Here is a 22,419-nt window from a genome sequence, read left to right on the forward strand (position 1 = left end):
GTCTGTATAATTTAAAAACAAACAAAAGGAAGGATGAAGAATATGGTGACTGAAAAAGAATTAGAATTATTAGCTTGTCTTGAAAAAAGTAGTCGTTTATCCGTAGAAACTTTAGCAAAAATGTTAAATATAAAAGTAGAAGCAGTAAAAGAAATGGTTGAGAAATTAGAAAGAGAAAAAATCATTGTTGATTATGTTACACATATAGATTGGACAAAAGTAAAAGAACATAGTGGTTTAACAGCTATGATTGATGTGAAAGTTACACCGAAGCACGGTGTTGGCTTTGATTCTGTTGCAGAACAAATTTATCGTTATTCAGAAGTGAAATCGGTTTATTTAATGTCAGGGACATACGATCTTTCTATTACGTTGGAAGGAAAAAGTATGAGTGAAGTGGCAAGTTTTGTTTCTGAAAAGTTAGCAACAATTGAATCAGTTGTGTCAACAACAACACATTTTATTTTGAAAAAATATAAACATGAGGGACTTATTTATGACAAAACTGATGATGATAAACGGATTGTGGTGGCACCATGAAGCAGTTTGAACTATCAAGAGCAGCAGAATCTTTACAACCATCCGGTATCCGTAAGTTTTTTGACTTAGCGGCAGGTATGAAAGGTGTTATTTCACTAGGAGTGGGAGAGCCGGATTTTGTTACACCATGGCATGTGAGACAGGCATGTATTCGTTCGTTAGAAGAAGGATACACAGCATATACTGCGAATGCAGGATTATTGGAGTTACGTCAAGAAATAGCAAAGTATCTTCAAAAGCAATTTCATGTTTCCTATAATGCAGATGAAGAAATTATTGTTACAGTTGGAGCGAGCCAAGCGTTAGATGTTGCGATGCGCGCTATTGTAAATCCTGGCGACGAAGTGATCATCATTGAACCGAGCTTTGTATCATATGGCCCACTTGTTACATTAGCTGGAGGAGTGCCAGTTCCGGTAGCAACTTCATTAGAGAATGCATTTAAAGTACAGTCGGAGCAAATTGAAGCAGCGATTACAACAAAAACAAAAGCAATTTTACTTTGTTCTCCAAATAATCCAACAGGAGCACTTCTAAACAAGTCTGAATTAGAAAAGTTAGCAGTAATCGTTGAAAAATATAATCTCATTGTATTATCTGATGAAATTTATGCGGAGCTTGTATATGACGAGGCTTATACGAGTTTTGCGAGCATAAAAAATATGCGTGATCATACGATTTTAATTTCAGGATTTTCAAAAGGATTTGCGATGACTGGATGGCGCCTTGGAATGATTGCGGCCCCTGTCCACTTTTCAGAGTTGATGCTGAAAATTCATCAATATTCAATGATGTGCGCACCAACGATGTCACAATTTGCAGCATTAGAAGCGCTTCGTTTTGGAAATGATGAAGTCATTCGAATGAGAGAAAGTTATAAAAAGCGCCGTAATTTTATGACGACATCGTTTAATGAAATGGGTTTAACGTGTCATGTGCCAGGCGGAGCATTCTATGTGTTTCCTTCGATTTCTTCAACAGGATTATCCTCAGCAGAATTTGCGGAACAATTATTGCTAGAAGAAAAAGTTGCAGTTGTACCTGGAAGTGTGTTTGGTGAGAGCGGTGAAGGGTTTATTCGATGTTCATATGCAACTTCGCTTGAACAATTAATGGAAGCTATGAAGCGAATGAAACGATTTGTAGAAAATAAAAAAAGGACAAAACAGAATACGTTTTGTCCATAAAAGGGGGGGAATACTAGAAAGCCATGTGTTAGTATTCTATCCCAATATTTGAAAATTATACTTACTAAAGGAAACTTTTTCATGAATTTTGAATGAAATGGGAGCTGGTGGTATAATTTACTAATATAGAGTGAAGTTTTTCTCAAGTGGGATATTTCTTTCCGCTTGAGAATGAGTCTTCACCAATTGGATATTTATGAGCAGTTACTCACTTTGCGTATACATGCGTTTAAATGTTGAGGTGGGTACTTTTACTGCAACCTGCAAATAGCAGGGAAACTGGTAAACGTATGGGAGTGTTTCATATGTCAGAACAATACACAACAGGAGTGGTTGTAAAAGGGAAAGTAACTGGAATTCAAGATTACGGTGCATTTGTAGCATTGGATCAAGAAACACAAGGACTTGTGCATATATCTGAAATTACAAATGGGTATGTAAAAGATATTCATGATTTTTTAAAGGTTGGAGATATAGTAGAAGTAAAGGTACTTTCAATTGATGAAGAACACAGAAAAATGAGTTTATCGTTAAAAGCAGCAAAGCGTAAGCAAGGAAGAATTATCGTACCAAATCCATCTGATAAAGGATTCAATACGCTTCGTGAGAAGTTAACAGAGTGGATTGAAGAATCACAGTTAATAAAATAAAAGAGAATCGCTAATTTAGCGATTCTCTTTTATTTTATTATGATATATATTAGCAAATATGATTGCATGCAATCATATTCGTATGTCGGATGGGAAGTACGAAGTCCGTGCCTTATTATCGAACTTCGCGTGTTTCTGGGTGTGTTCCGAGATTTTCGGATGGTTTAAATAATAAGCCAAGGTTAATCAGCCCAGAAATACCAACGATACCGTAAATGATTCGTGCAAGTGCTGAACTTTGCCCACTGAAGATAGCTGCTACTAAATCAAATTGAAAGAATCCAATTAGTCCCCAGTTGACGGCACCAATTACAGTGAATACTAAAGCAATACGTTGTAAAGTACTCATCTTGAGTAATCCTCCTTAAATTTGAAGCATAAGCAAGCCTTTAGTTTTCGTGAGTAGTAAGAATCCACCTATATGAGGTTGGTGGGTATAAAGCGAAATCCGAAAATGGAAGTGCACCTTATACAACTTAACTCTGTTATAGAATGACTCTCCTTTGTTGTTTTTATACACAAAAAAATATTCATCATATGATGTATATACATCTATACTTTAAAATGCGGATTTTTATGCAAAAAATGAACTTTTTCTAAAAAATACATATTGGTTACGTTTACAATTCTCCAATTGCTTGATTTACAATCCCAGTTTCGCTAAAGTGAATACAGAAATACATATACATAATTGGAGGGAAAAAGATGAGCACACATGTGACGTTCGATTATTCTAAAGCGTTATCGTTCATCAGTGAACAAGAACTAACTTATTTACGTGATGCAGTAAAAGTATCACACCATGCAATCCATGAAAAAACTGGAGCTGGGAACGATTTCCTTGGGTGGGTAGAGCTTCCGCTTCAATATGACAAAGAAGAATTTGCTCGCATTCAAAAGAGTGCAGAGAAAATTAAAAATGACTCTGACATTTTACTTGTTATAGGTATTGGTGGTTCTTACTTAGGAGCACGTGCAGCAATTGAAATGTTAAACCATTCTTTCTACAACACGCTTTCTAAAGAACAACGCAAAACTCCACAAGTGCTATTTGTTGGACAAAACATTAGCTCCACTTATATGAAAGATTTAATGGATGTATTAGAAGGTAAAGATTTCTCCATTAACGTTATTTCCAAATCAGGTACAACAACAGAACCTGCAATTGCATTCCGTGTTTTCCGTAAATTATTAGAAGAGAAATATGGAAAAGAAGAAGCGCGTAGACGTATTTATGCAACAACTGATAAAGCGCGTGGTGCTTTAAAAACATTAGCTGACGAAGAAGGATACGAAACATTCGTAATTCCAGATGATGTTGGCGGTCGTTTCTCTGTATTAACACCAGTTGGTTTATTACCAATTGCAGTGAGTGGTTTAAATATTGAAGAGATGATGCAAGGTGCAGCTGCCGGACATAATGACTTTGCGAAATCTGAGCTGGAAGAAAACCCTGCTTACCAATATGCAGTTGTACGTAATGCTCTATATAATAAAGGAAAAACGATTGAAATGCTTGTTAACTATGAGCCAGCACTTCAATATTTTGCTGAGTGGTGGAAACAACTATTTGGCGAAAGTGAAGGGAAAGATCAAAAAGGAATTTTCCCATCTTCAGCAAACTTCTCTACTGATTTACATTCATTAGGTCAATACATTCAAGAAGGACGTCGTGACTTATTTGAAACAGTTCTTAAAGTAGGAAAATCTACACATGAACTAAAAATTGAATTAGATGAGAGCGATTTAGATGGTCTGAACTACCTTGCTGGTGAAACAGTAGACTTCGTAAACACAAAAGCATACGAAGGTACATTACTAGCTCATAGTGATGGCGGGGTACCAAACTTAATCGTAAACATTCCAGAATTAAATGAATACACATTCGGTTACCTTGTATACTTCTTCGAAAAGGCATGTGCGATGAGCGGTTACCTATTAGGCGTAAATCCATTTGACCAACCAGGTGTAGAAGCATACAAGAAAAACATGTTTGCTCTTCTTGGAAAACCAGGATTCGAAGAATTAAAAGCAGAATTAGAAGAACGTTTGAAGTAAGAAAAGCGGAAGCGGCTTGCTCAGAACCGCAGGGCATTGGAGTTCTCGACGAAGAAGTGTTTTTTACTTCGACCGAGAGAGTGAAATGACCGGAGGTTCTAGCCGCTGTATGTAGCTGAACAAAGAAAAGCGGAAAAAGCTATCGGGATAGTCCCGATAGCTTTTTTTATTGGAAAGATTGGGATGAGACTTGTCGAATGTTGCTGAATAGACGATAAGTTGTGTCGAATCGCCGATATATCGATATTAGAACAAATATGAATCGGGCATGCTAAGGAAAAAGTCTAGGAAGGATGAATAGCTTGATTCCAATTCAATCAAATTTAGAAGGCCATACATATGCCCTTTTTAAATTAGAAGAAGTATTAAAACCGCTTGGTTATAGTATCGGCGGCAATTGGGATTACGAGAAAGGATGCTTCGATTATAAAATAGATGAGGAAGATGGGTATCAATTTTTAAGAGTACCATTTACAGCAGTTGAAGGAGAGCTGGATGTACCGGGAGTAGTTGTTCGCCTTGATACACCGTATCTTCTTTCACATGTATACCAAGACGAACTGGATGATCAGGTAAATACATTAGCAGCTGGAGCAAGTGGGTTAGATCAATTTGCAGAGCCACAAGATGCAGATGGGAATATAAAAAGAAAATATATTGATATTGGAAAGGCATTAGTAAAAGAGTTGGAAAAGCATCTCATTAATGTTTAATTACGATAAATACGTCGCTTTCAATAGTAACGAAGGAATGAATGGGATTGATGTGATATTGTTCATTCCGCTGCACACCTAGCAGTAGGATGCCTTGTTTTAAAAGGAGGCTACTGCAAGCCTCGAAAGTTTTTCCGCTATAAGATGTAGGAACAGTCATCAGCTGCAATTTACTTTCCGAGATTTCATTATAAAGTGTAAATAATACACCTGAAATAGAAGGGAATAAAAGAGATGCAGTAAAGACGTAGCTTGTTAATTTATTTCCTTCTATAATTTCTGTCGCTCCCGCTCTAGTTGCATTTTGAACTTGTTCAGAAGTGAGTAGTTCAGCGATACAGTGAATATTTGGATTCAGTCCTTTAGCAGTTAAAATGTTTAAAATTGATTGTGTGTCAGCTAAGCTTTCATTTTTTTCTTTATCTGCCGTTATTAAAATCGTATGGGCTGTTTTAATATTTGCTTTTAATAAAGTTTGATCATGGTGTGGACATCCTTTAATAAACTCTAAGTGATGGAAAGGTTTTGGAAGCAACGGAAGGGTTTCGTCGATGAGTACGATATCAAGGTCTGGTTGTAACACATGCATTTGGCTCACGACTTGTTTTGCGCGCTCATTCCAGCCGACAATAATCATATGACCGTGACAAGAAGCAGCTTCTTCGCCTTTAATTTTCATATATTGCTTACTAATCATTTCGGTAGCGAATAATACCATATAATAGGAGCAGAAACCTGTGCCTAATAAAATGAGAATCATGCCTGTAAGTTTTCCTACAGGTGTATGCGGAACGTAATCACCGTAACCGACAGTAAAGGTTGTAACAAGTGCCCACCAGATTCCATCAAACCATGTAGAAAAGTAAGTGGGTTCTAATTTATATATTAGAAAACCAAAAACAGTAATAAGTACAACAATGAAGCTAATTAAGCGGAAAATAATGGAGTCGCGAAATACATCTACTAGGTTAGCTCGTGATTTCAAACTTATATTCCTCCTCATTTTGTATAGCTACATTGTTACCATTATGAAAAAAAGAAAAACTCTCTGTTTTGTAAGAGAGTCTTTTCAGTAGTTCATAAGGAATACTACATACTTTCAACTTCCGTTTGCTGTACACTTTCTAAATGTTGCAGCGCATAATAGACGTCAGCTGTATGTCTTTTTTGATCGACAGACAATTTTAGTTGTAAAAAGTGTGAACCATTTTCTAATGTTTTGAGTTTCATGTTTTTTACTTTTATGTCCATTGCTTTTATTTCTTCAATAACAATAGGGATATTGTTCATATTGCTTACAACAAGTTTGACAGCGATATCTCGTTGCCGGAGTGACCTAGGACCTAAAACTTTCATTGTTAATGGAATGAGTTCGACGCTAATCATAAGAAAACACATGCCGAAAATTGCTTCAAGATAAAAACCAGCCCCCACAGCGATTCCAATACCGGAAGCTCCCCAAATCATAGCGGCGGTAGTTAAGCCTGCAATACTGTCATTTCCTCTTCTTAAAATAACACCGGCACCTAAAAAACCAATTCCAGATACAATTTGAGCTGCAAGGCGAAGGGGGTCCATGTTGATATGATCTGTATGAGGTAAGTTATAAGCTGATTTAATAGAAACAATCGTGAGGAGACAGCTAATAATTGAAATGACTAAGCACGTTTTTAAGCCAAGTGGTTTTCTTTTTAATTCACGTTCTAAACCGATAGCAAATCCTAAAATAGCAGAGAGACCTAACTTGATTAGTAAATCGGTATAGTCCATATGTATATTCCTCCTTGTGAGTTTGTTCGATGTAGTGGTGATGACAATCTATCAATAGAAAGTTCATCTTATAAAGTTGTGAATTGTATCTTTGTAAAGAATATGGATAAGAAGTTATAAACGCGTTGAGACGAACTGAAATGTAGAGAAAAACGGTGTTGATGGAAGATAAGCTGTATGTAAAGAAGAATATTCTATATAAAGTGAAACTTTAATCAGTGGGGGGGGTCTTCATCCCCCACTGATTATTAGTTGAACCAATCGGGCTTTTACGGACAGTTGATCCCCCACCTATCTTCCTCATTTCTCTCTGAACCTTGAGGTGGGGGTGTTACTGCCCGTTAATGCGGGATAAATACAAATTGAAAAACCGACACAAACCTTTTTTAGGTGGGAGAGAGAATCCGTCCATGCATAGAAGCGCCAACCCCATGCCAGGTGAAAGCAAGGAGAGGAACCGAATGCAGGTCACTTCTTGTTCTGTAATAGCAATGATTTATATGTTGGAAAATCAAAATGGATATATATATTATTAATTATATGACGTAAATAGAGAAACTTGGCTATTTTTTATAAAAAAGTTTTAAAAGGGTGTTGCATTTCATTTTTCCACATGATATATTAATAACCGTCGCTGATGCGAAACAGCAGAAAGCGAAAAAAGAAATTAAAAAACTTAGTTGACATCGAAAAATGAAGATGTTAACATAAGGAAGTCGCAAATGAGCGGCAAACAAGTTCTTTGAAAACTGAACGAAACAAACAACGTGAAACGTCAATTTTTATTTTAGATGCTAGACAAACTAACTTTATTGGAGAGTTTGATCCTGGCTCAGGATGAACGCTGGCGGCGTGCCTAATACATGCAAGTCGAGCGAATGGATTAAGAGCTTGCTCTTATGAAGTTAGCGGCGGACGGGTGAGTAACACGTGGGTAACCTGCCCATAAGACTGGGATAACTCCGGGAAACCGGGGCTAATACCGGATAACATTTTGCACCGCATGGTGCGAAATTCAAAGGCGGCTTCGGCTGTCACTTATGGATGGACCCGCGTCGCATTAGCTAGTTGGTGAGGTAACGGCTCACCAAGGCAACGATGCGTAGCCGACCTGAGAGGGTGATCGGCCACACTGGGACTGAGACACGGCCCAGACTCCTACGGGAGGCAGCAGTAGGGAATCTTCCGCAATGGACGAAAGTCTGACGGAGCAACGCCGCGTGAGTGATGAAGGCTTTCGGGTCGTAAAACTCTGTTGTTAGGGAAGAACAAGTGCTAGTTGAATAAGCTGGCACCTTGACGGTACCTAACCAGAAAGCCACGGCTAACTACGTGCCAGCAGCCGCGGTAATACGTAGGTGGCAAGCGTTATCCGGAATTATTGGGCGTAAAGCGCGCGCAGGTGGTTTCTTAAGTCTGATGTGAAAGCCCACGGCTCAACCGTGGAGGGTCATTGGAAACTGGGAGACTTGAGTGCAGAAGAGGAAAGTGGAATTCCATGTGTAGCGGTGAAATGCGTAGAGATATGGAGGAACACCAGTGGCGAAGGCGACTTTCTGGTCTGTAACTGACACTGAGGCGCGAAAGCGTGGGGAGCAAACAGGATTAGATACCCTGGTAGTCCACGCCGTAAACGATGAGTGCTAAGTGTTAGAGGGTTTCCGCCCTTTAGTGCTGAAGTTAACGCATTAAGCACTCCGCCTGGGGAGTACGGCCGCAAGGCTGAAACTCAAAGGAATTGACGGGGGCCCGCACAAGCGGTGGAGCATGTGGTTTAATTCGAAGCAACGCGAAGAACCTTACCAGGTCTTGACATCCTCTGACAACCCTAGAGATAGGGCTTCCCCTTCGGGGGCAGAGTGACAGGTGGTGCATGGTTGTCGTCAGCTCGTGTCGTGAGATGTTGGGTTAAGTCCCGCAACGAGCGCAACCCTTGATCTTAGTTGCCATCATTAAGTTGGGCACTCTAAGGTGACTGCCGGTGACAAACCGGAGGAAGGTGGGGATGACGTCAAATCATCATGCCCCTTATGACCTGGGCTACACACGTGCTACAATGGACGGTACAAAGAGCTGCAAGACCGCGAGGTGGAGCTAATCTCATAAAACCGTTCTCAGTTCGGATTGTAGGCTGCAACTCGCCTACATGAAGCTGGAATCGCTAGTAATCGCGGATCAGCATGCCGCGGTGAATACGTTCCCGGGCCTTGTACACACCGCCCGTCACACCACGAGAGTTTGTAACACCCGAAGTCGGTGGGGTAACCTTTTTGGAGCCAGCCGCCTAAGGTGGGACAGATGATTGGGGTGAAGTCGTAACAAGGTAGCCGTATCGGAAGGTGCGGCTGGATCACCTCCTTTCTATGGAGAATTGATGAACGCTGTTCATCAATATAAGTTTCCGTGTTTCGTTTTGTTCAGTTTTGAGAGAACTATCTCTCAGAAATAAATGTATGTTCTTTGAAAACTAGATAACAGTGTAGCTCATATTTTTTAATTTTAGTTTGGTTAAGTTAGAAAGGGCGCACGGTGGATGCCTTGACACTAGGAGTCGATGAAGGACGGGACTAACGCCGATATGCTTCGGGGAGCTGTAAGTAAGCTTTGATCCGAAGATTTCCGAATGGGGAAACCCACCATACGTAATGGTATGGTATCCTTACCTGAATACATAGGGTATGGAAGACAGACCCAGGGAACTGAAACATCTAAGTACCTGGAGGAAGAGAAAGCAAATGCGATTTCCTGAGTAGCGGCGAGCGAAACGGAATCTAGCCCAAACCAAGAGGCTTGCCTCTTGGGGTTGTAGGACATTCTATACGGAGTTACAAAGGAACGAGGTAGACGAAGCAGCCTGGAAAGGCTCGTCACAGAGGGTAACAACCCCGTAGTCGAAACTTCGTTCTCTCTTGAATGTATCCTGAGTACGGCGGAACACGTGAAATTCCGTCGGAATCTGGGAGGACCATCTCCCAAGGCTAAATACTACCTAGTGATCGATAGTGAACCAGTACCGTGAGGGAAAGGTGAAAAGCACCCCGGAAGGGGAGTGAAAGAGATCCTGAAACCGTGTGCCTACAAATAGTCAGAGCCCGTTAATGGGTGATGGCGTGCCTTTTGTAGAATGAACCGGCGAGTTACGATCCCGTGCGAGGTTAAGCTGAAGAGGCGGAGCCGTAGCGAAAGCGAGTCTGAATAGGGCGTTTAGTACGTGGTCGTAGACCCGAAACCAGGTGATCTACCCATGTCCAGGGTGAAGTTCAGGTAACACTGAATGGAGGCCCGAACCCACGCACGTTGAAAAGTGCGGGGATGAGGTGTGGGTAGCGGAGAAATTCCAATCGAACCTGGAGATAGCTGGTTCTCCCCGAAATAGCTTTAGGGCTAGCCTTAAGTGTAAGAGTCTTGGAGGTAGAGCACTGATTGAACTAGGGGTCCTCATCGGATTACCGAATTCAGTCAAACTCCGAATGCCAATGACTTATCCTTAGGAGTCAGACTGCGAGTGATAAGATCCGTAGTCAAGAGGGAAACAGCCCAGATCGCCAGCTAAGGTCCCAAAGTGTGTATTAAGTGGAAAAGGATGTGGAGTTGCTTAGACAACTAGGATGTTGGCTTAGAAGCAGCCACCATTTAAAGAGTGCGTAATAGCTCACTAGTCGAGTGACTCTGCGCCGAAAATGTACCGGGGCTAAATACACCACCGAAGCTGCGAATTGATACCTATGGTATCAGTGGTAGGGGAGCGTTCTAAGGGCAGTGAAGTCAGACCGTAAGGACTGGTGGAGCGCTTAGAAGTGAGAATGCCGGTATGAGTAGCGAAAGACGGGTGAGAATCCCGTCCACCGAATGCCTAAGGTTTCCTGAGGAAGGCTCGTCCGCTCAGGGTTAGTCAGGACCTAAGCCGAGGCCGACAGGCGTAGGCGATGGACAACAGGTTGATATTCCTGTACCACCTCTTTATCGTTTGAGCAATGGAGGGACGCAGAAGGATAGAAGAAGCGTGCGATTGGTTGTGCACGTCCAAGCAGTTAGGCTGATAAGTAGGCAAATCCGCTTATCGTGAAGGCTGAGCTGTGATGGGGAAGCTCCTTATGGAGCGAAGTCTTTGATTCCCCGCTGCCAAGAAAAGCTTCTAGCGAGATAAAAGGTGCCTGTACCGCAAACCGACACAGGTAGGCGAGGAGAGAATCCTAAGGTGTGCGAGAGAACTCTGGTTAAGGAACTCGGCAAAATGACCCCGTAACTTCGGGAGAAGGGGTGCTTTCTTAACGGAAAGCCGCAGTGAATAGGCCCAAGCGACTGTTTAGCAAAAACACAGGTCTCTGCGAAGCCGTAAGGCGAAGTATAGGGGCTGACACCTGCCCGGTGCTGGAAGGTTAAGGAGAGGGGTTAGCGTAAGCGAAGCTCTGAACTGAAGCCCCAGTAAACGGCGGCCGTAACTATAACGGTCCTAAGGTAGCGAAATTCCTTGTCGGGTAAGTTCCGACCCGCACGAAAGGTGTAACGATTTGGGCACTGTCTCAACCAGAGACTCGGTGAAATTATAGTACCTGTGAAGATGCAGGTTACCCGCGACAGGACGGAAAGACCCCGTGGAGCTTTACTGTAGCCTGATATTGAATTTTGGTACAGTTTGTACAGGATAGGCGGGAGCCTTTGAAGCCGGAGCGCTAGCTTCGGTGGAGGCGCTGGTGGGATACCGCCCTGACTGTATTGAAATTCTAACCTACGGGTCTTATCGACCCGGGAGACAGTGTCAGGTGGGCAGTTTGACTGGGGCGGTCGCCTCCTAAAGTGTAACGGAGGCGCCCAAAGGTTCCCTCAGAATGGTTGGAAATCATTCGTAGAGTGCAAAGGCATAAGGGAGCTTGACTGCGAGACCTACAAGTCGAGCAGGGACGAAAGTCGGGCTTAGTGATCCGGTGGTTCCGCATGGAAGGGCCATCGCTCAACGGATAAAAGCTACCCCGGGGATAACAGGCTTATCTCCCCCAAGAGTCCACATCGACGGGGAGGTTTGGCACCTCGATGTCGGCTCATCGCATCCTGGGGCTGTAGTCGGTCCCAAGGGTTGGGCTGTTCGCCCATTAAAGCGGTACGCGAGCTGGGTTCAGAACGTCGTGAGACAGTTCGGTCCCTATCCGTCGTGGGCGTAGGAAATTTGAGAGGAGCTGTCCTTAGTACGAGAGGACCGGGATGGACGCACCGCTGGTGTACCAGTTGTTCTGCCAAGGGCATAGCTGGGTAGCTATGTGCGGAAGGGATAAGTGCTGAAAGCATCTAAGCATGAAGCCCCCCTCAAGATGAGATTTCCCATAGCGTAAGCTAGTAAGATCCCTGAAAGATGATCAGGTTGATAGGTTCGAGGTGGAAGCATGGTGACATGTGGAGCTGACGAATACTAATAGATCGAGGACTTAACCATATAATATGAAGCAAATGTTATCTAGTTTTGAGAGAACATAAAAAAACGTGTTGACTTTTTTAATCAATAAAGTATAATAGTGTTTGTCTCAAATGAATATAGTCTGGTAATGATGGCAGAGAGGTCACACCCGTTCCCATACCGAACACGGAAGTTAAGCTCTCTAGCGCCGATGGTAGTTGGGGCCTTGCCCCTGTGAGAGTAGGACGTTGCCAGGCAAATGGAGGATTAGCTCAGCTGGGAGAGCACCTGCCTTACAAGCAGGGGGTCGGCGGTTCGATCCCGTCATCCTCCACCATATATTGCCGGCTTAGCTCAATTGGTAGAGCAACTGACTTGTAATCAGTAGGTTGGGGGTTCAAGTCCTCTAGCCGGCACCAGCAACTATGGCGGTTGTGGCGAAGTGGTTAACGCACCGGATTGTGGCTCCGGCATTCGTGGGTTCGATTCCCATCAGTCGCCCCATTTTTTCTTAAAAAATTATATTATGCGGGTGTGGCGGAATTGGCAGACGCACCAGACTTAGGATCTGGCGCCTTTGGCGTGGGGGTTCGACTCCCTTCACCCGCACTTTTAATAAAATATCTCATACATGTCTTGCGGAAGTAGTTCAGTGGTAGAATACAACCTTGCCAAGGTTGGGGTCGCGGGTTCGAATCCCGTCTTCCGCTCCAATTTTCAATATGACATGCCGGGGTGGCGGAACAGGCAGACGCACAGGACTTAAAATCCTGCGGTGGGTGACCACCGTGCGGGTTCGACCCCCGCCCTCGGCACCATATGCGCCCGTAGCTCAATTGGATAGAGCGTTTGACTACGGATCAAAAGGTTAGGGGTTCGAGTCCTCTCGGGCGCGCTTTTATTAACGGGAAGTGGCTCAGCTTGGTAGAGCACCTGGTTTGGGACCAGGGGGTCGCAGGTTCAAATCCTGTCTTCCCGATATTTTTAAAACATGGGGCCTTAGCTCAGCTGGGAGAGCGCCTGCCTTGCACGCAGGAGGTCAGCGGTTCGATCCCGCTAGGCTCCACTTATAACTTTATTATGGCGGTGTAGCTCAGCTGGCTAGAGCGTACGGTTCATACCCGTGAGGTCGGGGGTTCGATCCCCTCCGCCGCTACCATAAAGGACCTTTAGCTCAGCTGGTTAGAGCAGACGGCTCATAACCGTCCGGTCGTAGGTTCGAGTCCTACAAGGTCCACCATTTAAAGTAAATTCCCTGGAGGTATACCCAAGTCTGGCTGAAGGGATCGGTCTTGAAAACCGACAGGCGGCGAGAGTCGCGCGGGGGTTCGAATCCCTCTACCTCCTCCATTTTTTAAAAAAGAATATTGTATCGTCGCGGGGTGGAGCAGTCTGGTAGCTCGTCGGGCTCATAACCCGAAGGTCGCAGGTTCAAATCCTGTCCCCGCAACCAATGGTCCCGTGGTGTAGTGGTTAACATGCCTGCCTGTCACGCAGGAGATCGCCGGTTCGACCCCGGTCGGGACCGCCATTTTACATAAAGGCTCGGTAGCTCAGTCGGTAGAGCAGAGGACTGAAAATCCTCGTGTCGGCGGTTCGATTCCGTCCCGAGCCACCATTTTGAAATAGCAAGCCGGCTTAGCTCAATTGGTAGAGCAACTGACTTGTAATCAGTAGGTTGGGGGTTCAAGTCCTCTAGCCGGCACCACTTTCAAAATGAGCCATTAGCTCAGTTGGTAGAGCATCTGACTTTTAATCAGAGGGTCGAAGGTTCGAGTCCTTCATGGCTCACCATTTTAGTTTCATGCGGGTGTAGTTTAGTGGTAAAACAAGAGCCTTCCAAGCTCTGGTCGAGAGTTCGATTCTCTTCACCCGCTTTTTCCATTGGGGCCTATAGCTCAGCTGGTTAGAGCGCACGCCTGATAAGCGTGAGGTCGATGGTTCGAGTCCATTTAGGCCCACCATTATTCCGCAGTAGCTCAGTGGTAGAGCTATCGGCTGTTAACCGATCGGTCGTAGGTTCGAGTCCTACCTGCGGAGCCATATTATATAGAGAAGTACCCAAGTGGCTCAAGGGGCTCCCCTGCTAAGGGAGTAGATCGCTAACGCGGTGCGAGGGTTCGAATCCCTTCTTCTCTGCCAGAAATTGGCCCGTTGGTCAAGCGGTTAAGACACCGCCCTTTCACGGCGGTAACACGGGTTCGAATCCCGTACGGGTCATACTAAAAGAGATAGCATAATCTGCTATCTCTTTTTTTATTTGTTATAAGGATTTTTTAAAACTAAAGTAGACTTTGATAGGTAAGAAAAATAATTTAAAGGGGAATAGGGTATGTAAAAGGTGGGTACAAAAGTTCACCTTTTTATTGTGTAGTGTGCCCAGTATACATATATTTTTTGTTTCATATTCCTATTTTGATGAAGTTATCTGTTGTACAATTTTTATGTAAGAATTTACACAAGTTGTAATCATTGCTTCCTATGGATAAAAACTATCAAATAGTATTATGTCAGTGATATTTAAGAGCTTGCATAAGATTAAGAATCGTTCCTTTCGTAACAGAAAGATAATCTTTTAATTATAACAAATCATATATTTTTATCCCGCTATTCGTGCGCAGTAAGACCCCCACTGATTAAAGTTTCACTTTATATTGAAACACGCTATAGAATGGAGTGATAATATGGATTTTGAAACTTTGTATCGAACGTATCAACCTTTAGTTTACTCGGTTGCATACCGTCTGCTGGGCTCTGTTAGTGATGCGGAGGATGTTACTCAGGATATATTTATCAAAGGTCAACATACGGACCAAGAATCCATTAGAAATATGAAAGCGTATTTAATAAAAATGACGACAAATCATTGTTTGAATATACTACAATCGGCTCGAAAAAAGAGAGAAGTGTATACAGGAGAATGGCTTCCCGAGCCGGAAATAGATACGGCGAAACTAAATCCTGTGGAAACTATCATTCAAAACGAAAGAGTATCCTATGCATTTCTTGTACTGTTAGAGAATTTAACACCTGTTGAAAGAGCCGTATTTGTCTTAAGGGAAGCGCTTAGTTACGATTATCGTGAAATAGCGGAGATTTTAAACAAATCAGAGGCAAATTGCCGAAAGATTTACAGTCGTTGTAAAGAGAAGATACAGCACGAAGTACCCGTAAATCCACAACAATCAGATCATACAGAAAAAATGATACATACCTTTATTCATGGTTCAAAAACAGGGGATTTTGAGGAATTTATTAATTTGCTGACAGTAGATGCAACACTTGTCACCGATGGAGGCGGTAAAGTACGTGCAGCTATATTTCCGATTCTGGGCAAACAGCGTATCCAGATATTTCTGGAGGCTATTGTTTCACGAGGATTCTTTCAATTGGAGCTTCTCCCAACTATCATAAATGGTCAATTTGGTATTTTAGCAAGAAATAAAGGCCGTGCAGAGAAAGCCATATGTTTTGAATGGAATGAAAGTGGAGAATCCATTAGAAGAATCTACATTATAGTTAATCCTGATAAATTAAAGCATATTCCAGTTCTATAGCATGTAATTGAAAAAGAGATCTTTATTTTTTAAGATCTCTTTTTTATTTTGTCACAAATTGAAAAGCTTATTTGTCTTATAGGTGACAGGATATAAAAGGGATGCTATGTATGTTTTTTATTAGGGATTCTGTCATGAATTAAAATATTTTACGGCAGATAGTGATTTTAAATAATTCATGAAAGACCTTGTTAAATATCCTGGTGTCAAAGTACAAACTAATTTTATTTTATGGAGGGAATATACAATGGAAACAAGATTTTTAATGGGAAAGGTAAATCCGGAAGGTTATAAAGCAATGGTAGGTTTAGAAAAATACTTGATGACTACAAGTATTGATGAAGTATTGAAAGAGCTAATTAAAATCCGGGCTTCTCAAATCAATGGATGTGCGTATTGCATTGATCTTCATACGAAAGATGCACGAAAACTAGGGGAAACAGAACAACGTATTTACGCTCTTAATGCTTGGCGTGAAACACCATTCTTTACGCAGGAAGAACGTGCTGTGCTTGCTTTGACAGAGGCAATTACACTAGTAGCGGAAACGCACGTTCCTAATGAGGTATATGAAGAAGTAAGGAAATTCTTTGAAGAAGAGCAAATTGCTGAAATCATTATGCAGATTGTTACTATTAATGCATGGAATCGAATTGGAGTATCTACTCGTTTAATGCCGGAAAAAAGATAAGATGGAGATGTTACTAATATTTTGTAGAGGCACCCTCATACCGTCAACTAGCTAAGAAAAAGGAGGTTCCAAAAACGAAAAAATAAGTTATTCTTTCTGGAAATACTGCTGAAAGGATAGCTTTTTCGTTTTTGAGTATAAAGAAATTGTAATTGGAAGGATATATAGCTATTGCAAATTATGTAGGATCTAATCTTTAATAGGCGAACGATAAAATATAATGAAATAAGCTTTTCACAATCTAAAGAAAAGGCTTCCATTGAAATTGATTCCACACCTAATATCATAACTTTCCACTGTCTGTGAAAAAGTTCACAAATAGGTCATAATTTGTGAATGTATTCACAATAAATCGTGCTACAATATGAGTGTAAAGAAGTTAAACAACATTAAATTAGTATTTTAATTAATTACTTAAACAATAATAAAAAAAATAAATGTGAACAATAGAGAGGGGAAATTACCATGAAAAAAGGTATCAATCGTGTAGTATTAGTAGGAACAGGAGCTGTAGGTTGTAGTTATGCTTACTCAATGATTAACCAAGGTGTAGCTGAAGAATTTGTACTTGTGGATGTAAATGAGGCTAAAGCAGAAGGGGAAGCAATGGACTTAAGCCATGCAGTACCATTCTCTCCATCACCAACAAAAGTTTGGAGCGGTAGTTATGCAGATTGCAAAGATGCAGATTTAGTTGTTATCACTGCTGGATTACCACAAAAGCCAGGTGAAACTCGTTTAGATTTAGTTGAGAAAAATACAAAAATCTTTAAGCAAATCGTTCGCGGCATTATGGATAACGGATTTGATGGTATTTTCCTAATCGCAACTAACCCGGTTGATATTTTAACTTATGTAACTTGGAAAGAATCTGGATTACCAAAGGAACGCGTAATCGGTTCTGGTACAACTTTAGACTCTGCTCGTTTCCGCTACATGTTAGGTGACTATTTAGATGTAGATCCACGTAACGTTCATGCATATATCATTGGTGAGCACGGTGACACTGAACTTCCAGTATGGAGCCACGCTACTATAGGTGTACAAAAACTAGAAACAATCTTAGCGAACAACGAACAGTATAACCAAGAAGATTTAGATAAAATCTTTGAAAATGTACGCGATGCTGCTTACCATATTATCGAGCGTAAAGGTGCAACTTACTACGGAATTGGTATGTCACTACTTCGTGTAACTAAAGCGATCTTAAACAACGAGAACAGTGTACTAACTGTATCTGCATACCTTGAAGGTCAATACGGCGAGAAAGATGCTTATGTAGGTGTTCCAGCTGTCATTAACCGCGAAGGTGTACGTGAAATCGTGGAGCTTGAGTTAAATGAAGAAGAAAAAGCGAAATTTACTCACTCTGTAAAAGTATTAAAAGAAACAATGGCACCAGTACTATAAGGATAATTGATAAATAATTCAGAAGCGGGAAATTGCTTCCGGCTTCTGAATTTTTATATAACTTTATATAAATTCCTTTTCCAGTTTCCCTGTATATCCCCAAAATATACACCCCCTTTTGCTGGAAAAGGGTCGTTTATAGGAAAAGCACCCTATTTTGTATAGAGTGCTTTTTTTTTTTTTGTATGGAAATTAAATCCATAAAATGGAGAGTTTATAGCGAGCTTAAAGAATTATTTCATGAGAGCGTAATAAAAATGAGGGGGATAAAGTTATGATAGAAAGAGCTAATGCTGAAGAAACAACATACATACTATCTAATACAGTATTATCTGCTAATGAAGGTATTCAAAATCATGGAACAATTTCCGGTGGAAAAGCGATACAGATGATGACAGGTCTTATTGAAAAAGGGGCGTATTATCTTGTATACAAAGAGAATGATTCAATTGCTGGATGGATATTAGTAGGGACAAATACGGATTATTTTACAGAAAAGGAAATTGGTTTTATTTACGATGTATACGTCTTATCTGAATTTCGAGGTAAAGGGATTTCCAAAAAGCTAATTCAGGCTGGAATTGAAGAGTTGAAAAGAAATGGATATGAGGAAGTACGTCTTAATGTATTTTCCACAAACTTTGCTCAAGAGATTTATGAAAAGATAGGTTTTACTCCGTTACAAACAGTTATGGTTTACAAGTAAATAAGAAATGAAAAAACAAGAAAAGTACCGAGAATCGGTACTTTTCTTTGTTTTCAGTTTTGAAGTTCTTCTTGAACGAATTACCTGGCTTTAAATCTTTCATATTGACGGTAACAGTAGGATTAGATAAATATATTATACCAGCTTGTAATGCGTTATTTTGATGTTTCAGGGTTGTTAAAATAGGAGAAGCGCTATGCTATAATAAGCCCCCATGTTTAGAGTGAAATATATATCGCCTTACTAACAATTAGATAAAATATAGTATTTAAGTGAGGGGATAGTTAGAAAGCATGATTTCCAGTAAATGTTTTACCCCGTTATTCGTGGGCAGTAATACTCTCACCTCAAAATTCAATGGAAACAAAGAAGTTAGGTGAGAGATAAACTGCCCGTAAAAACCCAATTGGTGAGAGCTGATTAAAGTTTCACTTTATGAGAAAACATTTGTTTCAAAATAATAAAGAAGGAAAGAAACTAGAAAAATAGAGAACTTCTTACCATTGTATATTTTTGTAAAAAATAAAAAAGAACGAACAAAAAATAAAACGCTTTCAATGAATATTCGTCAAAATTCGATAAATTTGACGAAAAATTAAAGTGTTACCTTTAATTTCCGCGAAAAAACGTATATATATTTAAAAATGCACAAGGATATTTCAGTTTCCTATCGAATGTTTAAAAAGTAATGAAAATTCCGCCATCTTAGTGAGGTGAACATATTGAGTGTAACAGATTGTATAGAAGAGAGTGTGTATGAATTTCATACAAAGCAGTGTTATGAGAGCTATAACATATTTGGCGCGCATCTTGTAACGGAAGATGAAATACAAGGCGTACGATTTACAGTATGGGCTCCTCATGCGAAAGCTCTGAGTGTAGTTGGCGATTTTAATGATTGGGATATTGAAGGGCATAAGATGCGAAAAATGGCAGAAGAGGGTATTTGGTCATTGTTTATACCGCATTTGGGGGAAAATGAAATATATAAGTATGCGATTGAAACCAAAGGTGGCGAAACAATTTTAAAAGCAGATCCCTATGCAACATATGCAGAAGTAAGACCAAATACGGCATCTGTTATTTTTGATATAAAGGGATATAAATGGAATGATAAAAATTGGTTTCGAAAGAAGAAACGAAAATTAATGTATAAGGAAGCAATGGCAATTTATGAGTTGCATTTTGGTTCATGGAAAAAGAAAGAAGATGGCTCTCTGTACTCGTATCGAGAGATGGCAGAGGAGCTCATTCCTTATGTGGCGGAACATCAATTTACCCACATTGAAATTATGCCGCTTGTGGAACATCCATATGACCGTTCCTGGGGATATCAGGGAACCGGATATTATGCGGTGACAAGCCGGTTTGGTACACCGCATGACTTCATGTATTTTGTCGATGAATGTCATAAATATGGAATCGGTGTCATTTTAGATTGGGTCCCGGGTCATTTTTGTAAAGATGCTCATGGGTTGTATTTATTTGATGGAGCGCCGACCTATGAATATAAAGATTTGGATGTACAGGAAAATCACGTTTGGGGCACAGTAAATTTTGATTTAGGAAAACAGGAAGTGCGTAATTTTTTAATTTCAAATGCACTGTTTTGGATGAAGTATTACCATATTGACGGCTTTCGTGTCGATGCGGTTGCGAATATGTTGTACTGGGAAAAAGAAGGGAAGCAGCAAAGTAATGAATACGCCGTTTCCTTCTTGCGTGAGTTAAATGAGGCAGTATTTGCAGAGGACGAAGAATTTTTGATGACCGCAGAAGATTCGACAGCTTGGCCACTTGTGACTACGCCAGTGTATGAAGGCGGACTAGGGTTTAATTATAAGTGGAATATGGGCTGGATGAATGATGTTCTAAAATACATGGAGTGTGCACCGGAATACCGGAAATATATTCATGAGAAAATGACATTTTCTTTGCTATATGCTTACTCCGAAAACTTTATATTACCGCTCTCTCACGATGAAGTCGTTCACGGAAAAAAATCATTGTTAAATAAAATGCCAGGAGACTACTGGGAAAAGTTTGCACAACTGCGTTTATTATACGGGTATTTCTTTACGCATCCTGGAAAGAAATTACTCTTTATGGGTGGGGAATTTGGTCAGTTTGACGAATGGAAAGATCTCGAGGATCTAGATTGGAATTTGCATGATTTTGAAATGCATCGTTATATGCATGATTACTTTAAAGAGCTCATAGCATTGTATAAGCGCTCTAAACCACTTTGGCAGTTGGATCATTCGCAGGAAGGATTTCAGTGGATTGATGCCGATAACAAAGAACAAAGTATTTTCTCGTTTATTCGTAAAGGGGATAAGGAAGACGATATCTTTGTTGTGGTATGTAATTTTACTAATATTGTGTATGAAAATTATAAAGTAGGTGTACCAGAGTTCAAGTATTATAACGAGATTTTAAATAGTGACGCAGCAATATATGGAGGCTCAGGGCAGGTAAATAAAAAGCGCCTAAAGACAATTCTAGAGCCGTATCATAATCAGTCTGCTCATGTAGAAATAACAATTCCACCATTTGGCGTATCCATTTTAAGACCAGTGAAAGCGAGAAAGGGGAGCAAAAAACAAGATGGTTCAAAAGCAGACGTGCGTAGCAATGTTACTAGCAGGAGGAAAGGGTAGTCGTTTAAGTGCTTTAACAAAAAATTTAGCAAAGCCAGCTGTTCCGTTTGGCGGTAAGTACCGAATTATTGATTTCACATTAAGTAATTGTGCAAACTCTGGTATTGAAACAGTTGGAATTTTAACGCAGTATCAGCCGCTTGAGCTTCATAGTTATACTGGAATCGGTAATGCTTGGGATTTAGATCGTGTGAATGGCGGCGTGACCGTATTGCCTCCGTACTCGGAATCTTCAGGAGTGAAATGGTATACAGGAACAGCGAGTGCTATTTATCAAAACTTAAACTATTTGCATCAGTACGATCCGGAATATGTTCTGATTTTGTCAGGAGATCATATTTATAAAATGGATTACAGTAAAATGTTAGATTACCATATTGAAAAAGAAGCAGATGTTTCGATTTCAGTTATTGAAGTACCTTGGGATGAGGCAAGTCGATTCGGCATTATGAATACGAATGAGGATATGGAAATTGTTGAATTTGAGGAAAAACCACAATTTCCAAAAAGCAATCTTGCTTCGATGGGAATTTATATCTTTAATTGGGCTATTTTAAAAGAATATTTAGAGATGGATGCAAGAAATCCAGAATCTAGTAATGATTTTGGAAAAGATGTCATCCCGCTTTTATTAGACGAAGAGAAAAAGCTCATTGCTTACCCATTTGAAGGGTATTGGAAAGATGTTGGAACTGTAAAAAGTTTATGGGAAGCAAATATGGACTTGCTTCGAGAAGAATCGTCCTTACAGTTAAACGATCATAGCTGGCGCATTTATTCGGTGAATCCAAATGAGCCGCCGCAGTATATTGCTGAAGGGGCAAAGGTAGAAGAATCATTAATTAATGAAGGGTGCGTTGTTGAAGGGGATGTAAAACACTCTGTTTTATTCCAAGGAGTAACGGTTGGAGAAGGGAGTATGGTAATCGATTCGGTAATTATGCCAGATGCATGCATCGGTAAAAATGTTGTCATCGAAAGAGCGATTGTCGGATCGGGTATGGTCATTGAAGATGGGACAATTATTCGTCCAGAAAAAAATATCGATGATGTTGTACTAATAGCTGAGGGGAAATAGAGAAGGAGGA

General features: G+C 40.8%; 15 protein-coding genes, 22 tRNA genes and 3 rRNA genes. 36 read left to right on the forward strand and 4 right to left on the reverse strand.

Going from position 1 to position 22,419, the window contains the following annotated elements; all coding sequences use genetic code 11:
- Nucleotides 1-42: 42 nt before the first annotated feature.
- From MHH45_RS19350 to yugI, 3 genes are all read left to right on the forward strand, one after another.
- Nucleotides 43-540: an Lrp/AsnC family transcriptional regulator gene (locus tag MHH45_RS19350; protein WP_003201624.1), complete on the forward strand. Its 498-nt coding sequence runs from the start codon at nt 43-45 to the stop codon at nt 538-540.
- Complete coding sequence (locus MHH45_RS19355) at nt 537-1,727, forward strand: aminotransferase (RefSeq protein ID WP_016132144.1); 1,191 nt, start codon at nt 537-539, stop codon at nt 1,725-1,727. The genes MHH45_RS19350 and MHH45_RS19355 overlap by 4 nt, the downstream gene beginning before the upstream one ends.
- Before the next feature lie 305 nt (nt 1,728-2,032).
- The gene (gene yugI / locus MHH45_RS19360; RefSeq protein ID WP_016112319.1) at nt 2,033-2,377 is read left to right on the forward strand and encodes a S1 domain-containing post-transcriptional regulator GSP13; all 345 of its coding nucleotides are present in this window, start codon (nt 2,033-2,035) and stop codon (nt 2,375-2,377) included.
- Nucleotides 2,378-2,492: 115 nt separating this feature from the next.
- Here the strand turns inward: yugI and MHH45_RS19365 are convergent, their stop codons facing one another.
- Nucleotides 2,493-2,726, reverse strand: coding sequence for a DUF378 domain-containing protein (locus MHH45_RS19365; RefSeq protein ID WP_088094264.1), 234 nt, complete (start codon nt 2,724-2,726; stop codon nt 2,493-2,495).
- Between the two features lie 356 nt (nt 2,727-3,082).
- Here MHH45_RS19365 and MHH45_RS19370 point away from each other — a divergent pair, with 356 nt between their 5' ends.
- Both MHH45_RS19370 and MHH45_RS19375 read left to right on the forward strand, forming a co-directional pair.
- Nucleotides 3,083-4,435: a glucose-6-phosphate isomerase gene (locus tag MHH45_RS19370; protein ID WP_016132143.1), complete on the forward strand. Its 1,353-nt coding sequence runs from the start codon at nt 3,083-3,085 to the stop codon at nt 4,433-4,435.
- 302 nt (nt 4,436-4,737) lie between these two features.
- On the forward strand, nt 4,738-5,148 hold the full coding sequence (locus MHH45_RS19375) for a YugN-like family protein (protein ID WP_016112317.1): 411 nt from the start codon (nt 4,738-4,740) through the stop codon (nt 5,146-5,148).
- Here MHH45_RS19375 and MHH45_RS19380 read toward each other — a convergent pair.
- Nucleotides 5,138-6,133, reverse strand: a complete 996-nt coding sequence (locus MHH45_RS19380) for a potassium channel family protein (protein WP_016112316.1) — start codon at nt 6,131-6,133, stop codon at nt 5,138-5,140. The genes MHH45_RS19375 and MHH45_RS19380 overlap by 11 nt on opposite strands.
- 104 nt (nt 6,134-6,237) lie before the next feature.
- Nucleotides 6,238-6,918 (reverse strand): MgtC/SapB family protein, encoded by a 681-nt coding sequence (locus tag MHH45_RS19385; RefSeq protein WP_003201638.1) that lies wholly within the window; start codon nt 6,916-6,918, stop codon nt 6,238-6,240.
- An 809-nt stretch (nt 6,919-7,727) separates the two neighbouring features.
- On the opposite strand from MHH45_RS19385, the gene MHH45_RS19390 reads away from it, so the two are divergent.
- From MHH45_RS19390 to MHH45_RS19530, 29 genes are all read left to right on the forward strand, one after another.
- Nucleotides 7,728-9,279, forward strand: a 16S ribosomal RNA gene (locus MHH45_RS19390).
- 145 nt (nt 9,280-9,424) lie between these two features.
- A 23S ribosomal RNA gene (locus MHH45_RS19395) occupies nt 9,425-12,346 on the forward strand.
- A gap of 102 nt (nt 12,347-12,448) precedes the next feature.
- Nucleotides 12,449-12,564, forward strand: a 5S ribosomal RNA gene (rrf, locus tag MHH45_RS19400).
- The 16S, 23S and 5S rRNA genes sit together here with 22 tRNA genes alongside, the layout of an rRNA operon.
- Nucleotides 12,565-12,568: 4 nt before the next feature.
- A tRNA-Val gene (locus MHH45_RS19405) sits at nt 12,569-12,644 on the forward strand.
- A 6-nt stretch (nt 12,645-12,650) separates the two neighbouring features.
- Nucleotides 12,651-12,726 (forward strand) — tRNA-Thr (locus MHH45_RS19410).
- 9 nt (nt 12,727-12,735) lie between these two features.
- Nucleotides 12,736-12,811, forward strand: a tRNA-His gene (locus tag MHH45_RS19415).
- A gap of 24 nt (nt 12,812-12,835) precedes the next feature.
- Nucleotides 12,836-12,916, forward strand: a tRNA-Leu gene (locus tag MHH45_RS19420).
- Nucleotides 12,917-12,945: 29 nt separating this feature from the next.
- Nucleotides 12,946-13,020: transfer RNA gene (locus MHH45_RS19425), tRNA-Gly, on the forward strand.
- Nucleotides 13,021-13,036: 16 nt separating this feature from the next.
- Nucleotides 13,037-13,125, forward strand: a tRNA-Leu gene (locus MHH45_RS19430).
- 3 nt (nt 13,126-13,128) lie between these two features.
- A tRNA-Arg gene (locus MHH45_RS19435) sits at nt 13,129-13,202 on the forward strand.
- A gap of 10 nt (nt 13,203-13,212) precedes the next feature.
- Nucleotides 13,213-13,286, forward strand: a tRNA-Pro gene (locus tag MHH45_RS19440).
- A 14-nt stretch (nt 13,287-13,300) separates the two neighbouring features.
- Nucleotides 13,301-13,373, forward strand: a tRNA-Ala gene (locus tag MHH45_RS19445).
- 16 nt (nt 13,374-13,389) lie between these two features.
- Nucleotides 13,390-13,466: transfer RNA gene (locus tag MHH45_RS19450), tRNA-Met, on the forward strand.
- Between the two features lie 4 nt (nt 13,467-13,470).
- A tRNA-Ile gene (locus MHH45_RS19455) sits at nt 13,471-13,547 on the forward strand.
- Between the two features lie 17 nt (nt 13,548-13,564).
- Nucleotides 13,565-13,657, forward strand: a tRNA-Ser gene (locus MHH45_RS19460).
- Between the two features lie 26 nt (nt 13,658-13,683).
- Nucleotides 13,684-13,760 (forward strand) — tRNA-Met (locus tag MHH45_RS19465).
- Nucleotides 13,761-13,762: 2 nt separating this feature from the next.
- Nucleotides 13,763-13,838 (forward strand) — tRNA-Asp (locus tag MHH45_RS19470).
- An 11-nt stretch (nt 13,839-13,849) separates the two neighbouring features.
- A tRNA-Phe gene (locus MHH45_RS19475) sits at nt 13,850-13,925 on the forward strand.
- A 14-nt stretch (nt 13,926-13,939) separates the two neighbouring features.
- Nucleotides 13,940-14,015, forward strand: a tRNA-Thr gene (locus MHH45_RS19480).
- Between the two features lie 10 nt (nt 14,016-14,025).
- Nucleotides 14,026-14,101, forward strand: a tRNA-Lys gene (locus tag MHH45_RS19485).
- A gap of 12 nt (nt 14,102-14,113) precedes the next feature.
- Nucleotides 14,114-14,184, forward strand: a tRNA-Gly gene (locus tag MHH45_RS19490).
- Nucleotides 14,185-14,194: 10 nt separating this feature from the next.
- Nucleotides 14,195-14,271 (forward strand) — tRNA-Ile (locus tag MHH45_RS19495).
- Nucleotides 14,272-14,275: 4 nt separating this feature from the next.
- Nucleotides 14,276-14,350, forward strand: a tRNA-Asn gene (locus tag MHH45_RS19500).
- 8 nt (nt 14,351-14,358) lie between these two features.
- Nucleotides 14,359-14,449: transfer RNA gene (locus MHH45_RS19505), tRNA-Ser, on the forward strand.
- Between the two features lie 6 nt (nt 14,450-14,455).
- Nucleotides 14,456-14,527: transfer RNA gene (locus MHH45_RS19510), tRNA-Glu, on the forward strand.
- A gap of 464 nt (nt 14,528-14,991) precedes the next feature.
- Entirely contained in the window at nt 14,992-15,864 is an 873-nt protein-coding gene (locus tag MHH45_RS19515; RefSeq protein ID WP_016116844.1) for an RNA polymerase sigma-70 factor, read from the forward strand.
- 247 nt (nt 15,865-16,111) lie between these two features.
- The gene (locus MHH45_RS19520; RefSeq protein WP_016116843.1) at nt 16,112-16,555 is read left to right on the forward strand and encodes a carboxymuconolactone decarboxylase family protein; all 444 of its coding nucleotides are present in this window, start codon (nt 16,112-16,114) and stop codon (nt 16,553-16,555) included.
- A gap of 465 nt (nt 16,556-17,020) precedes the next feature.
- A complete protein-coding gene (locus tag MHH45_RS19525; RefSeq protein WP_016116842.1) occupies nt 17,021-17,965 on the forward strand; it encodes an L-lactate dehydrogenase in 945 nt (314 codons plus the stop codon).
- A gap of 274 nt (nt 17,966-18,239) precedes the next feature.
- The gene (locus MHH45_RS19530; RefSeq protein WP_016116841.1) at nt 18,240-18,671 is read left to right on the forward strand and encodes a GNAT family N-acetyltransferase; all 432 of its coding nucleotides are present in this window, start codon (nt 18,240-18,242) and stop codon (nt 18,669-18,671) included.
- Here MHH45_RS19530 and MHH45_RS28105 read toward each other — a convergent pair.
- Complete coding sequence (locus tag MHH45_RS28105; protein WP_139350079.1) at nt 18,655-18,855, reverse strand: TasA family protein; 201 nt, start codon at nt 18,853-18,855, stop codon at nt 18,655-18,657. The two genes, MHH45_RS19530 and MHH45_RS28105, sit on opposite strands and share 17 nt — an antisense overlap.
- 538 nt (nt 18,856-19,393) lie before the next feature.
- On the opposite strand from MHH45_RS28105, the gene glgB reads away from it, so the two are divergent.
- A complete protein-coding gene (gene glgB / locus MHH45_RS19535) occupies nt 19,394-21,331 on the forward strand; it encodes a 1,4-alpha-glucan branching protein GlgB (protein WP_016116840.1) in 1,938 nt (645 codons plus the stop codon).
- On the forward strand, nt 21,279-22,409 hold the full coding sequence (locus MHH45_RS19540; RefSeq protein ID WP_016116839.1) for a glucose-1-phosphate adenylyltransferase: 1,131 nt from the start codon (nt 21,279-21,281) through the stop codon (nt 22,407-22,409). Before glgB ends, MHH45_RS19540 begins: the two co-directional genes overlap by 53 nt.
- The last annotated feature ends 10 nt before the right edge of the window (nt 22,410-22,419 follow it).

The sequence above is a fragment of the Bacillus sp. FSL K6-0042 genome (assembly GCF_038006685.1).
In the GTDB taxonomy this organism is placed as follows: domain Bacteria; phylum Bacillota; class Bacilli; order Bacillales; family Bacillaceae_G; genus Bacillus_A; species Bacillus_A pseudomycoides.